This is a genomic window from Pseudomonas sp. BF-R-26, from assembly GCF_019947395.1.
GTDB lineage: Bacteria > Pseudomonadota > Gammaproteobacteria > Pseudomonadales > Pseudomonadaceae > Aquipseudomonas > Aquipseudomonas farris.
This window is the reverse complement of sequence record NZ_JAGYGK010000007.1, coordinates 108,500-122,653: the sequence shown is the minus strand read 5'-3', so window position 1 is coordinate 122,653 and position 14,154 is coordinate 108,500. Positions and strand designations below refer to the sequence as shown.

11 protein-coding genes are annotated in these 14,154 nt (G+C 56.6%); 5 read left to right on the top strand and 6 right to left on the bottom strand.

The features are described 5' to 3' along the window. Nucleotides 1-97: 97 nt before the first annotated feature. The 3 genes from KGB18_RS11975 to KGB18_RS11965 all read right to left on the bottom strand — a co-directional run bounded on the left by KGB18_RS11975 (nt 98) and on the right by KGB18_RS11965 (nt 3,208). Nucleotides 98-463: a histone-like nucleoid-structuring protein, MvaT/MvaU family gene (locus tag KGB18_RS11975; protein ID WP_123722636.1), complete on the bottom strand. Its 366-nt coding sequence runs from the start codon at nt 461-463 to the stop codon at nt 98-100. 233 nt (nt 464-696) lie between these two features. After that, nucleotides 697-2,232 carry an EAL domain-containing protein gene (locus KGB18_RS11970; protein ID WP_123722637.1) on the bottom strand — a complete coding sequence of 512 codons (1,536 nt, stop codon included), beginning with the start codon at nt 2,230-2,232 and terminating at the stop codon, nt 697-699. Between the two features lie 103 nt (nt 2,233-2,335). Beyond that, nucleotides 2,336-3,208: a LysR family transcriptional regulator gene (locus KGB18_RS11965; RefSeq protein WP_123722638.1), complete on the bottom strand. Its 873-nt coding sequence runs from the start codon at nt 3,206-3,208 to the stop codon at nt 2,336-2,338. Between the two features lie 275 nt (nt 3,209-3,483). Between KGB18_RS11965 and KGB18_RS11960 the strand changes: the two genes are divergently transcribed. Both KGB18_RS11960 and hppD read left to right on the top strand, forming a co-directional pair. Then, entirely contained in the window at nt 3,484-4,431 is a 948-nt protein-coding gene (locus KGB18_RS11960; protein ID WP_223569965.1) for a DMT family transporter, read from the top strand. A gap of 246 nt (nt 4,432-4,677) precedes the next feature. After that, nucleotides 4,678-5,754: a 4-hydroxyphenylpyruvate dioxygenase gene (hppD, locus tag KGB18_RS11955; RefSeq protein WP_008012875.1), complete on the top strand. Its 1,077-nt coding sequence runs from the start codon at nt 4,678-4,680 to the stop codon at nt 5,752-5,754. A 61-nt stretch (nt 5,755-5,815) separates the two neighbouring features. On the opposite strand, the gene rarD is transcribed toward hppD, so the two are convergent. Then, nucleotides 5,816-6,703, bottom strand: a complete 888-nt coding sequence (rarD, locus tag KGB18_RS11950) for an EamA family transporter RarD (RefSeq protein ID WP_223569964.1) — start codon at nt 6,701-6,703, stop codon at nt 5,816-5,818. Nucleotides 6,704-7,067: 364 nt separating this feature from the next. Continuing rightward, nucleotides 7,068-8,081: an aldo/keto reductase gene (locus tag KGB18_RS11945; protein WP_123722642.1), complete on the bottom strand. Its 1,014-nt coding sequence runs from the start codon at nt 8,079-8,081 to the stop codon at nt 7,068-7,070. A 225-nt stretch (nt 8,082-8,306) separates the two neighbouring features. Here KGB18_RS11945 and KGB18_RS11940 point away from each other — a divergent pair, with 225 nt between their 5' ends. Further along, on the top strand, nt 8,307-10,244 hold the full coding sequence (locus KGB18_RS11940; protein WP_223569963.1) for a hypothetical protein: 1,938 nt from the start codon (nt 8,307-8,309) through the stop codon (nt 10,242-10,244). 592 nt (nt 10,245-10,836) lie between these two features. Next, nucleotides 10,837-11,190: a DUF6124 family protein gene (locus tag KGB18_RS11935; protein WP_223569962.1), complete on the top strand. Its 354-nt coding sequence runs from the start codon at nt 10,837-10,839 to the stop codon at nt 11,188-11,190. 225 nt (nt 11,191-11,415) lie between these two features. On the opposite strand, the gene KGB18_RS11930 is transcribed toward KGB18_RS11935, so the two are convergent. Then, complete coding sequence (locus tag KGB18_RS11930; RefSeq protein WP_052964659.1) at nt 11,416-12,726, bottom strand: MFS transporter; 1,311 nt, start codon at nt 12,724-12,726, stop codon at nt 11,416-11,418. A gap of 169 nt (nt 12,727-12,895) precedes the next feature. On the opposite strand from KGB18_RS11930, the gene KGB18_RS11925 reads away from it, so the two are divergent. Continuing rightward, nucleotides 12,896-14,026 (top strand): sugar diacid recognition domain-containing protein, encoded by a 1,131-nt coding sequence (locus tag KGB18_RS11925; RefSeq protein ID WP_123722646.1) that lies wholly within the window; start codon nt 12,896-12,898, stop codon nt 14,024-14,026. The last annotated feature ends 128 nt before the right edge of the window (nt 14,027-14,154 follow it).

The following is a 14,154-nucleotide window of genomic DNA, read 5'->3' as shown; positions in this document are numbered from 1 at the left end:
CGATATGTAACGAATTGATCGGCGACTATCGTTGCATTTAGACGCTATCCATGAAAAAGCCCTGCATTGGCAGGGCTTTTTTTATGATCGCGAGTGCTTAGCCTCGCAGCCAGGAATCAACGGTGGCGGCACCGTATTGTTCCTTCCAGGCTTTCAGGCCGCGGTGGTTGCCGCCCTTGGTTTCAATCAGTTCACCGGTGTGCGGATTCTGATAGACCTTGACCACGCGAGCGCGGCGGGTTTTAGGCGCTGCTGCCTGCTGCAGGCCGGCTTTCGCCGGGTTCGGATCGAGGATGGCGATGATGTCGCGCAAGCTCTTGCCGTAGGTTTTCATCAGCCCCTGGAGCTTTTCTTCGAATTCGATTTCTTTCTTGAGCCCGGCATCGTTCTTCAGCGATTCCAACTGCTTGAGCTGTTCTTGAAGGGCCTTTTCAGCTGCACGGAATTCAGCGAGTCTGGACAATATCTTTACTCCAATAGTGTGTTTGGCTGATACCAACCGCAAACAAAGCTATAAGCCAAGAGCCTTGAAGCGACTCGGTGATAATGGCGCACCTGCCAGTTCTGCACAGGTATGAAAAATTGTAGTAGTTAATTGGCCAAGAGTAAATCCTGACTTTTTCTTCATGTAACAAGAGTAGTCTTTTGATTCAATTTGGTGCGTATCATCATGATCTCGGTGCTTAAAGTGGTTAGTTAATGATCACTTAATGCTCTAATGAATTCTGCCCCGGGCATCGGCCGAGCAAATAGATAACCTTGCAGAAAGTTCACGCCGTGGGCGGTCAGATAGTCACTTTGTTCCGCAGTTTCCACGCCTTCGGCGACGATACCCAGATCGAGTTTGGCCGAGAGCTCGATGATGCTGTCCAGAATGTGCCGGGAGAGGGCGTCGACACCGATCATGGCGACAAAGCTCTGGTCGATCTTCAGAAAGTCCACATTGAATTGACGCAAATAACCCAGGCTTGAGTGGCCGGTGCCGAAGTCATCGATCGCGATCATCACGCCCAACCCGTGAAGCTGTTCGAACAATTGCTGGGTGATGGCTGTCGGCTCGATGAGTTCGCGTTCGGTCAGTTCCAGTACCAGGTTGATGCTGCCCGGGGCGAAAGCGCTGAGGAATTCACGGCAGTCTTCGACCAGTTCCAGATCCCGGCAGTGACTGGCGGTGATGTTGATGCCAATGTGAAATGGCCCGTCGAACGACGCCGACAAGGGGGCCAGCAGTGCGGAGGTCTGTCGCATCAAGGAGCGAGTCATCGGCACGATCAACCCGGAATGTTCGGCAAACGGGATGAACAGATCAGGGCGCACCAGGCCTTCCTTGGGATGTTGCCAACGCATCAATACCTCGGCGCCGGACCACTGCTTATTGTCGCCATGCACCACAGGCTGGAAATACGGAATGAACTCTGCGGCCTCCAGCGCACGCTGCATTTCACGGCTGGGCGACGTCGAACGCTTCTGCAGGATATGTCCGATCGAGCCCGATACCACACCGAAGAACATCAACAGACTGAACAGCGGCGGGTACTCACTGCGCATGTAACGCCAGGTTTCTCCTTCGGGGAAACCGACGGCCACGGAAAAGGCATAACGCGAGGACGCCAGCGTATTTTGCGCCACGGGCAAGGCGGGCAGGGCATCGTCGTGGACCTTGCCGTCGGCCGACAACCAGTGGGGGCCGACTTGCAGCAACAATAATGTTTTGCGACCGATCAGGCGCAGCACGTTACTCAGGTGATAACCGTCCAGTGTGGTCAATGCGCCCTGGTTTCCTTCGCTCAGCCGATACACCAACAACGCGGTATTGGGCGTGACCGGATTGCCGTTCATGAGCCATAGCTTGCCTTGGGTGTAATCGCCGGGATTGATCTTTTCCTGATATTCACCGAACAACGAACTGCAATAGAGATTGGTGTTCCATACAAGATTGGTCGAGCGCACGAACGGCCGGCGGGTGACTTGTTCACGCAGGGCCAGTTTGACGTCGTTGCAATTCTGGCCGGCCAGCGGCAGTAGCTCTTGAGCTGCTTGGGCGGTGTTGTCGAGCATCAGCTCGAATTGGCGAACGGCTTCTTCGCCAGTCAGTTCGGTACTTTGCTTGAGGGTACGTTCAGCCTGCAGATAGAGAATGGCGACTCCCAGCAACACCGGAAGCAATCCGCTCAAAACAGTCACAGCGATCCGGGTGCCACGTTTACGGCGGCTTTTGACGTTCAGTGGCATTCGCAAATCCATCGCGATAAAAGAGGGCTCTCAAAGGCTGGCAGGACGACACGCCTCCCAGAAGAGTTCAGCCATGATAGTTGGCCGACGGCGCTTATGCCGCTCAACGTTCATTCAGGCTAGAGGCCAGTTTGATAAAGGCCAGCGTCGCAGGTGATGACTGACGCTGATCGAGCACCGCCAGCCCGACCTGGCGGCTGACCGGCGGCGACAGCGGTTTTTTCACGTAGCGGTTGTCGTTGTCGTCAGGCAATGAGCCTTCGGCGACAACGGTCAGGGCATCGCCACGGCCTACGGTGTCCAGCGTGCTGAGCAACTGCGAGCAGCGATAGCGAATGTTCGGCGTCAACCGCGCCGCATTAAACAGGCGCGAGACCAGTTCCGAAGAGCCGGCTTCGGTCAGCACAAAAGGGTCGTGGCACAAATCGCTCAAGCTCAAACTGTCGCGACCGGCCAGCGCATGGTCGGCAGGTAGCAGCGCGACCATCTGGTCTTCGATCAGCCTAAAAGTGTCGAAACGCTCCAGGGGCAACACCACGAAGCCGATATCGATACGCCGTTCTTCCAGCCACTGGATTACCTGACGATCCGGACCTTCGTCGATGTGAACCTCTATGCCCGGGTGTGCGGCGCGGTAATGCTGCAGGATGTTCGGCAGCAGTTTGATCGATGAAGTCGGGCCGAACGAGCCAATGCGCAGGGTGCCGCGCTTCATTCCGCGAGCATCCGCCGCTTCCTGGCGCAACGTGTTGGCCAGCCCGAGCATCGCCCGCGCGCGCAGTAATAGCTGCTGGCCGATGTCACTCAGCTCGACCTGGGACTGATGCCGGCGCAGCAGTTCAACGCCCAATTCCTGTTCCAGTGATTTGAGCGCGTGGGACACCGCGGATTGGGAAATCTCCAAACGATGGGCTGCCGCCGTGAAGCCGCGCAGTTCTGCCACCAGCGAGAAAATCTCGAGTTGAGTAAGGGTCATGAGTGTTTACTCATTTTACGATGATCTGGCATTAGTCGAATGATACGCCATGTGCCCGATACCAGTCGCAATCTGTAGCAGCTGCCGAGCCCGCGAGGCTGCGTTCGAGGACGAAGTCCTCGCAAATCTGGCGTACACAGTCCTCCTGAAAAAAAGGTTGCCTGATTTTACGACTGCTGCGCAGCCGAACGCAGGCTTCGCCAGCTGCTACAAGGAGTGCGTCGGGGCTGGGATGGCTTAACTGAAATGTGCCCGATTTCTGATGGTGGAGACTTATGACTACGTGTGAACAGACCCTGGCGAATTCCTCGAATGTACCGGTTTATCTGAAACTGGCAGCGGTCACCATGATCTGGGGCGGGACGTTCGTCGCCGGGCGGTTTCTGGCTGATAGCCTCAGTCCGTTATTGGCCGCGAGCCTGCGGTTCTTGCTGGCGAGCGTGGCGTTGCTGCTGTTTCTGTTGTTGGCGCGCGTGCCTTTAGTGCGCCCCAGCCCTCGGCAATGGCTGCAACTGACGCTGCTGGGTTTTTTCGGGATCTTCTTCTATAACCTGTGCTTCTTTTACGGGCTGCATTACATCAACGCATCGCGGGCGTCGTTGATCGTGGCATTGAACCCGGCGGTGATCGGCCTGGCGTCGTGGCTGTTGTTCAAGGAGCGACTGAGCGGGGCGAAAGTGGCGGGTATTGCGATCTGCATTGCCGGCGCCAGTCTGGTGATCGTCAGCCGCAATCCGCAATTGCTGGCAGGTGGTACGGATGCCTGGATCGGCGATCTATTGATCTTCGGCTGCGTGCTCGGCTGGGGCATTTATTCGCTGTTCTCCAAAGGCCTGAATCAGACGCTAGGCCCGGTGCAGACGGTGACGTACTCGATTCTGCTGGGCACGCTGATGCTCTGGGTGACCAGTGCCGTGCGCGGCGAGCTGAGTGTCGCGGCGCTGGCCGAACTCGGCACGCAACAATGGTTGAGCCTGATGTACCTGGGCGTGCTGGGTTCGGCATTGGCTTATATTGGTTATTACGACGGTATTCGCAAAATCGGTGCAACACGTTCAGGTGTGTTCATCGCCTTGAACCCGCTGACCGCCGTTCTTTTTGGCGCGTTGTTACTGGGCGAGCAATTGACCCTGGTGATGTGCCTGGGCGGCGGGCTGATCCTGGCGGGGATTTTTCTGTGCAACAAACCGCTTGCACAGGCTGCGAAAAGGGGGATTTCATAAGAAGGATGGACAACTGATTTACGCTGTGTAGAATCGGGTTACGCATATAAGAATAATCGTCTTCTGGCAGCAGAAGCCTCGCCCGTAATAGCCTTGGGTCGACAATGAAGATATTTGGGTTTCAATTGATCTACGGTGACTTCCTCGCCCGCAGCGTGCGGGGCATCTCCTGCGCGCCACCCGCCGGTCTCAGCATTGCTAGCAACTAACGATCCGTTAATTGATAAGAAATGATGAGGCGCCAAAATGGCAGATTTATACGAAAACCCAATGGGCCTGATGGGCTTTGAGTTCATCGAATTCGCATCGCCGACCCCTAACACCCTGGAGCCGATCTTCGAGATCATGGGCTTCAGCAAGGTCGCGACCCACCGCTCCAAAGACGTGCACCTGTATCGCCAGGGCGCGATCAACCTGATCCTCAACAACGAACCCAACAGCGTGGCGTCGTACTTCGCGGCCGAGCACGGTCCGTCGGTGTGCGGCATGGCGTTCCGCGTCAAGGATTCGCAAAAGGCCTACAAGCGTGCCCTGGAACTCGGCGCCCAACCGATCCACATCGAAACCGGCCCGATGGAACTGCACCTGCCGGCGATCAAAGGCATTGGCGGTGCGCCGCTGTACCTGATCGACCGTTTCGGCGAAGGCAGTTCGATCTACGACATCGACTTCGTATTCATCGAAGGCGTTGACCGCAACCCGGTCGGGGCCGGCCTGAAGATCATCGATCACCTGACCCACAACGTGTATCGCGGTCGCATGGCCTACTGGGCCAACTTCTACGAGAAGCTGTTCAACTTCCGCGAAATCCGTTACTTCGATATCAAAGGCGAATACACCGGCCTGACTTCCAAGGCCATGACTGCCCCGGATGGCATGATCCGTATCCCGCTGAACGAAGAGTCGTCCAAGGGCGCCGGGCAGATCGAAGAGTTTCTGATGCAGTTCAACGGCGAGGGCATCCAGCACGTGGCCTTCCTCAGCGATGACCTGATCAAGACCTGGGATCACTTGAAAAGCATCGGCATGCGCTTCATGACGCCGCCGCCAGACACCTACTACGAAATGCTCGAAGGCCGTTTGCCGAACCACGGTGAGCCGGTCAACGAATTGCAAGCTCGAGGCATTTTGCTGGACGGTTCGTCCGAATCTGGCGACAAGCGTCTGCTGCTACAGATCTTCTCGGAAACCCTGATGGGCCCGGTGTTCTTCGAATTCATCCAGCGGAAAGGCGACGATGGTTTCGGCGAAGGCAACTTCAAGGCGCTGTTCGAATCGATCGAGCGTGATCAGGTTCGTCGGGGTGTGCTCTCCACCGATTAACCTGTTTCAGGCGTAAAAAAGCCCGGTCAGCAGCAATGCTGGCCGGGCTTTTTTTGGACAATTACATCGGCCGGCGCCGTTGCCGGACCAGGTGCTTGAACCCTTCAAACACCAACACCAGCACCGCCAACCAGATCGGAATATAAGTCAGCCATTCGCCGGCCTTGATACTTTCCCCCAGCAGCAACGCAACGCCGAGCAACAGCACCGGCTCGACATAGCTCAACAACCCGAACAGGCTGAACGGCAGCAGCCGGCTGGCAATGATGTAGACCACCAGCGCCGAAGCGCTGATCACTCCGAGTATCGGGATCAACAGCGACAGCCACGGATGTTGATCAAACACGCCGAAACCTTGCTCACCGCCCTGCACGAACCAAAACGCCACCGGCAGCATCAACGCCATATCCAGCCAGAGCCCGCCAAGGTTGTCCGTCGCCAGGCGCTTGCGCAGGATGAAATAGATCGGATAGCCAACCACCACCAGCAAGGTCGCCCAGGAAAAACCGCCGACCTGATACAACTCGTTGAGCACGCCAAGGCTGGCGAAGAACACGGCTATTTTCTGCAGATAGGAAAGACGCTCGCCATAAACAATTCGCCCAGTCAGGACCATGGACAGCGGCAACAGGAAATACCCCAGCGACACGTCAAGGCTATAACCGTTGAGCGGTGCCCACATGAACAACCAGAGTTGCAGGCCCAACAGCACCGCAGAGCCAATCAGGCCGACAATCAGCTTCGGCTTGCCAGCCAGCCGCCGAACAATCTCGACCACACGCTTCCATTCACCGGACACCACCATGAACACAGTCATGCACGGCGCGGTCAGCAGCATCCGCCAGCCGAAAATCTCCACGCCGCTCAGAGGTGAGAGCAACGAAGTGTAGTAATACATGACGGCAAACAGCACCGAGGCCGAAACCGATAAAGCGATACCTTTAGACAAACTGTCCTCGCGAGGTTGAACGTGAAACGGGTGCGGAGGATACGTGGTTTTCGAAGCGAATATTGTCCGAACGATCAACACCCAACGAGTGTGGCAGAAGCACAGGCAAATGGTGGATGCAAAACCGCCATCGCGAGCAGGCTCGCTCCCACATTTTGGCCGGTGTTGTACTCAATACCTGCGGCCCACACAAAACCCTGTGGGAGCGGGCTTGCCCGCGAAAGCGGACTCCCAGCCAACATCAATGCTGAATGTGAAACCGCAATCGCGGGCAAGCCCGCTCCCACATTAGTTGATCGCGACGCCCACAGACCTTGTGATCTACACAAGCCCCCTGTGGGAGCGAGCCTGCTCGCGATTAATCTCAAGCCGTACGCGGTTTACGACCTGACACAAAATGGCTCACGTCATTGAACCCCGGCGTCGACGAATGCCCCGGTGTCACCAGCGAATCAATAAACGCCTCGTCCTCAGCCGTGATCTTCACCGCCTGCGCCTTGGTGTACGCATCCCACTGTTGCTCAGTCCGAGGCCCGACGATGGCCGAAGTCACAGCGCCATTGTTCAGCACCCAGGCAATCGCGAACTCGACGATGCCCACGCCACGGCCCTGAGTGTATTCCTGGATCTGCTGGGCAATGCGCAGCGACTCAACCCGCCATTCTGTTTCGAGGATGCGTTTGTCCTGACGTCCCGCGCGACTGTTGGCGTCCGGCGTCACGTCGGGCGCGTACTTGCCGCTGAGCACACCGCGCGCCAGCGGACTATATGGCACCACACCGAGGCCATAGTTTTGCGCGGCGGTGATCTGCTCGGTCTCTGCCTGACGGTTGACGATGTTGTACAGCGGCTGGCTGATGACCGGCCTGTCAACACCGAGTTTGTCGGCGATGCGGATGACTTCGGCAATACGCCAGCCACGGTAGTTCGACAGGCCCCAATAGCGAATCTTGCCCTGGCGGATCAAATCGCCGATGGCCGACACCGTGACTTCCAGCGGCGTGTCGTGGTCTTCGCGGTGCAGGTAATAGATGTCCAGATAATCGGTGCCTAACCGCGTCAGGCTGGCATCGATGCCGTTGAACAGGTGCTTGCGGCTCAGACCGGTGCGGTTCGGTACGCCGTCCACCGGGCCATAACCGACTTTGGTGGCGAGCACCCATTCGTGGCGGTTACCGGCAATCGCTTCGCCGACGATCTCTTCGGAGCGGCCGTTGGTGTACACGTCCGCGGTGTCGATGAAATTGATGCCCTGGTCCCAGGCCTTGTCGATGATTCGCAGGGAATCTTCGGTGCTGGTCTGTTCGCCGAACATCATGGTGCCCAATGTAAGGGTCGACACCTGTAAACCTGAATGACCCAGCGTGCGATAGCTCATGACGAAATCCTTTTACCGGTCAGAAAGCCCTAATCAAATACCAGAACTGTTGTCGGGAGCAATTGGATTTGTCGCGCAAACGGTTTGCCAGAGCAGAATGCCGGCTAACCACTCGTCGTCACTGTCAGATCTGATAGTAGGCAAACAGCCCGCGAATCGGGCCTGATCATGACCGACGGCGTGAGCCAAAAGACCGACTTCATTCTTAAAGTCAGGAGAGTTTTCATGACCACTCAGCCTTTCGATCAAGTGCCACTCGGCAACGCCGAGCTGGCTCTCTACTCGCCGACACTTCCCGATAGCAACACGTCTGTGGCCGGTGCGGATTGTGGTATTGCGATAGAGTTTTATGACCTGAAGCCTAATGGCGCGAAGGTTATTGTTAACCCCTATCTAGGCCAGGCACCACTGGACACGGTGTCACTCAATTTGAACGGTGAGGAAAAGATCGCCAGCGAGCAGACCCAATCCACCGATGATCCGGTGACCCTATACATTCCAAAAAACAAACTGAGATCTGATCCGGGTTATGTCAATGAACTCACTTACACCATCAAGCGCACTACCGGTGTCGAAGAGACCTATCAGCCGCCATATACGATCTGGTACAACAACATCCGTCCCGGCATGGAAGATAAGATCAAGGGTGATGAAGGGCATTCCGAACTTGAACTCGTCTTGCCTCTAGACGTGATTGAAGACGGTATCGATGCCGACCGCGCAGTGCAGGTGCAGGTTTATTTCTTTTACCCGTATTGCCGACCGTACGACAGTATCTTGCTCAACTGTAACGGTCATGACGTTTATCGCGACGTCCACCCTGATGAGGCGCCGGCCATACCCGCCAGTGTGCCGACCAGAATCGGTCTGATGCTCGATAAAACCGTCTTTGAAGACGCAGGCGACAATCCTCAGTTCCCTTTCTCCTATACGGTCCGCGACCAGATTGGCAATGGCGCCGATCTGAACTCGCCATGGTCGGCGGCCATAAGAGTGGATGTCGACCTGAACGGCATACGGATGGCAGCCCCCGATATTGCCGAGGATCCGGATGATCCCAATGATGCCCCAGACACCATTGACCTGAACAAACTCGGCAGTAAGGACTTGACCATCCAGGTGCATGTTCTTGAGCCTGTTTGGGCAACCGACGACATCATCCGCGTGAAGTACACGGCGACGCCGAATGTAGGAGGGACGGCAACGGAACATGTAGTTGAAGCGCCAGTCGAGAGAATTCCTTTTACGCACAAGTTGCTGGTGCCCAATGCCAAGGTAATTGCCGACAGTGTGGTCAAGGTGACCTATGAGCAAGTTCGAGGGGGCGTCGTTACCGCGAGATCGAAAATTGCGCGGGCACGGGTGATTGTAAAACCCGTGATTACTTCGGTGAAAAACTCGTTTGGCGCGGAAATAGAAAATGGGGGAACTGTCTCTGACAATAAAATCATGTTGTCGGGTTCTGCGCTGGCGGGGGCCGAGCTGCAGATTTTTGATGGTGAGACACTCATCGAGGATGTTCAAACCAGTGCAAGTTATAAATGGCAGAGCAAGCTGGTACTGATTACCGTTGGGCCGCATCGTTTCACTGCACGAGAAAAAAACGGCCAACAATTCGAGTCCGAGCCTTGGTCAATTGAGCGCCTGGCGTTCAGTATCGATAAGCTACCAATGATCTTGCAAGGGTTCTCGGTGAAGATTCCGCAATGGCCAAAGACTGGTGAGGATTCAATTGGCAATACGGCTGTCCGTACTCCCATTGGAGGGGTTCCGCCTTACACATATTTGTCATCTGAACCGCTTACCGCTTCCGTGACGCCGCAAGGAAAAGTCACAGGATTGAAAAGTGGTGTATCGACGATTTATGTAGTAGACCAAGAAGGCACGACATTAACCTATCTCGTCTCAGTCACAAATGTTTATCGGTTGCAGATCAACGATCAGTTGCTGACGTCACCTGAGTCCGTTAGCTGGATGAACTCGATGCAGGGTTACCCAGCTTTCTATACATTTATAAATGATGTTCGGCGGGTATATATTGCGCCTGAGCGGCCGAATCATATTTGGACGTGTAAACTCGGGGCGGTACTGACGCCCGACGACAGGCTCGTTTATTTTGTCCCGACCCTAAAATATAGTGCGTGGTGCGTCATTCCTATTTAAGCCATATACAAATAAAACGGAGCGAGGCGCAACATTGCACTTGTTGGTCCCGTTCTCGCTTATAGGCAAGAACATTGAAATTAAATTGTCCATCACGCTTTATTTTGAACGAGTTATTAATTCGGCGCTTCGCAACGTACCCAGCTCAGCGCCTGATAACACTCCTGCAGAAACGCCTGCACCGCGCCAGTCATTGCTATCGCGAGCAGGCTCGCTCTCACATTGAGGCGGTGGCAATAAACGGCAATGTTTAAATGGCGTCGATGGATGCTCTCAGAGGCTACACATCCTTGCGCCGTTGCCTACGACTACGCCAGAATCCGCCGGCTAGTGCGCCTTGAGCCGGAGCTATATCGTTTCCCTGTCGCTGAATTACAGCGATCGGGTTTGGTAGCCCGGTTACCTGTCGCATAACGCAACGTAATGCAGAGATTTTTTTCGTCTTCTGTTTTATGGCGGTCATGCGTAGGGCGTCCTCGGATGCGCCGGGTTTTTGCACCAGGTAACCGGTCTACCAACCTGCGTATGGCCGCCACCCTTCGTTTGGTAGCGAGGGTGATGGCTCCTTAATGTCTTACCTGGAGCTTCTTTTATGTTCAAACCAACACCCAACCCGCCGGAATCAGATCCGACATCCCCCTACGAATCACTCGATTCAAAAAAACTCCACGAAGCCGCAGACCGCGCCCTCGATCATTACCTCAAGCCACCCAAAGAGCCTGTTCGCAAACCCAGCAAGATGTTTATCGTTGCGCCCGATGTCGATTCGGAAAGCCTGCTGGCCCACGCCTGCGAATCCATGAAATCGGCAAGCGTGATGCTCAGTGATTTCGCCGCATTGGTGGGCGAACCCTATCGCAGCACGATGCTCGGGATTCAACAGGTCGTGATGAACGGTGAGCTGGCGGTCAATCGAGTGCTGGATAATCTCGATCCGCAGGGCTAGTACACATCTGTGGTTCGGAGCTTGACTGTGGCGAGGGGGCTTGCCCCCGTTGGGTTGCGCAGCGACCCCAAAACCATTCAACCCGGGTGCATCAGATAAACCGCATTTGCTGGTTTTACGACTGCTTCGCAGCCGAACGGGGGCAAGCCCCCTCGCCACAACAGCATCTGTGCGCTCATGAAATGAGAAACGGCCCTTTCGGGCCGTTTTTGTTTTCGCAGAACCTTAAACCCGCAACGTCCGCGTCATGCGCAACGCCAGCAAACTCCCACAAACAATCACACCCGCCAGCAGATACAGCGCCGCATCGGTCGACCCGGTGCTGTCCTTGACCCAGCCCACCAGATACGGACTAAGAAAACCCGCCATCTGCCCCATGGAGTTAATCAACGCCAACCCACCGGCAGCCGCACCCGCGCTAAGCATGGCGGTCGGCACAGGCCAGAACATTGGCAGGCCGGTGAGGGCGCCCATGGTGGCGATGGTCAGACCAAGAATGGCGATGGCCGGGTTGGCGGCGAAATTCACCGCGATCAACAGACCCACCGCGCCCATCAGCATCGGCACCACCAAGTGCCAGCGGCGTTCTTTGCGCAAATCTGCCGAGCGACCGACCATCAACATGAACACCGCCGCCAGCAGGTACGGAATCGCACTGAGCCAACCAATCACCAGGTTATCGCTGAAACCGAGGTTCTTGATGATCGACGGCAACCAGAAGTTGATCGCGTAGACACCGCTCTGGATGCAGAAATAAATCAGGCCGAAGGCCCAGATCGCCGGGTTCTTGAACACCGCCAACAGCGAATCGGTAGCGGTTTTCGGTTTGCTGGCCAGGTCTTCAGCGTGATCGGCCTCAAGCACCGACCGCTCGTAAGGGGTCAGCCATTTGGCATTGGCGTAACTGTCGCTGAGCAGGAAGTAGGCGAGGGCGCCGAGGATAACGGTCGGAATACCTTGCAGCAGGAACATCCACTGCCAGCCGGCCAAACCAGCCTGGCCTGCGCCGAAGTGATTGAGAATCCAGCCAGAAAACGGGCTGCCGAGCAAGCCGGACACCGGGATCGCCGACATGAACAGCGCCATGATGCGACCACGACGGAACGTCGGGAACCACTGCGAAAGGTAAAGCACCACGCCCGGGAAGAACCCGGCTTCCGCCGCACCGGTAAACAGGCGCAGGGTGTAGAACTCGGTCGGTGTGGTGACGAACAACAGGCAAGTCGACAGCGTGCCCCAAGTGATCATCATCAGCGCGATCCAGCGTCGCGGGCCGAATTTGGTCAGGGCCAGGTTGCTCGGTACGCCGCAGAGTACGTAGCCGATGAAGAAGATCCCGGCACCGAGGCCGTATACGGTTTCGCTGAATTTCAGTGCGTCGAGCATCTGCAGTTTGGCGAACCCGACGTTCACCCGGTCGAGGTAGTTGAACAGGTAGCAGATGAAGATGAAGGGGATCAAACGCAGGGTAATGCGCTTGTAGACGGCGTTTTTGTCGTCAGCGGTGGCCAGGGTAGCTGCGGCGCTCTGTGACATGGCGGGCTCTCTCTTTATTATGATTTTTTGCGACGCAAGGGTAACGTTGATCGCCCAGTGAGTCTCGGCCACCCCTTGGGTGGTTGTCTTTGTGCCTGAGCACAGGGTTTACAACCAAGGCCTGTGCGGGTGAACAACCCGTTCCATCACGTTTTCAAGGAACCGCGCTATGTTCGAACTCGATCACGACCTGGCCCAGGACATCGTCGACCGGGCGATGGCCATCCTGCCGTACAACGTCAATGTCATGGACAGCCAGGGGCTGATTCTCGGTAGTGGCGAGCCGGAACGCATCAACACCCGCCACGAAGGCGCGCAATTGGTGTTGGCCAACGGCCGTGTGGTGGAGATCGACGCGCAAACCGCGATTCACCTCAAAGGCGTGCAACCGGGGATCAACCTGCCGCTGTTGCTCGATCAGCGTTTGATTGGTGTGCTGGGCATCACCGGCGAGCCTGAACAATTGCGCACCTACGCCGAACTGGTGCGAATGACCGCCGAGATGCTGGTGGGCCAGCGCAATCAGCAGGCCGAGCAGCAATGGCGGCGTCAGCGTTGCGATGATCTGTTGGCGCTGTTGCTCAGCGAGGCGGGGGATTCGCCGCGGTTGCTGGACGAAGCGCAGCAACTGGGGCTCAAACCGCAGTTGACGCGAGTGCCATACCTGTTCGAGTTGGGCATGGAACACGGCCCGGGCCAGACCGTCGAAGCGCTCAGCGCCTGGTTGATGTCGCGTTATCCGGACAGTTGGTGCGTGAGCTCGGCCAAGTCTTCGTTGCTGTGGTGCCGACCGGCGACGCCTGCGATCGAGAATGATCGACTGCTGGAGAAGCTCGATGGCTTGGGCTGGAATATTTTGCGCATTGCCGTGGGTGGGCAGGCCGATGGATTGTCGGGGCTGCGCCGTTGTTATCGTCGGGTTGGTGATTTGCTGGCCTACGGACGGGATGTGTTGCCGCATTCGCGCCTGTTGACGCTGAACCGCTATCGGCTACCGGTGATGCTCTGGCGGCACCGCAACGACGATGCGCTGGATGAACTGCTGCGGCCGCTGCGCAAAGTCATCGCCAAGGATGGCAACGGCCAACTGCTAACGACCCTGCGCAGTTGGTGCGAACACGACGGCCAGAGCCAGGCCTGCGCCGATGCCTTGGGCATCCATCGCAACAGTTTGCGTTACCGCATGGAGCGGATCGCCGAACTCAGCGGCGTCGACCCGCTAAAACTGGATGGGATGCTCGCGCTCTACCTTGGCGTCCAGCTCCTGCCCCAAACCGAACTACCGACCGCCACCCCGTAGCAGCTGCCGAGCCTGCGAGGCTGCGTTCGGCGGCGAAGCCGTCGTGAAATCATGCACCGCGGTGTGTCAGGTAAACCGTGCTTGCTGGAATTACGACGGCTTCGCCGCCGAACGCAGCCTCGCAGACT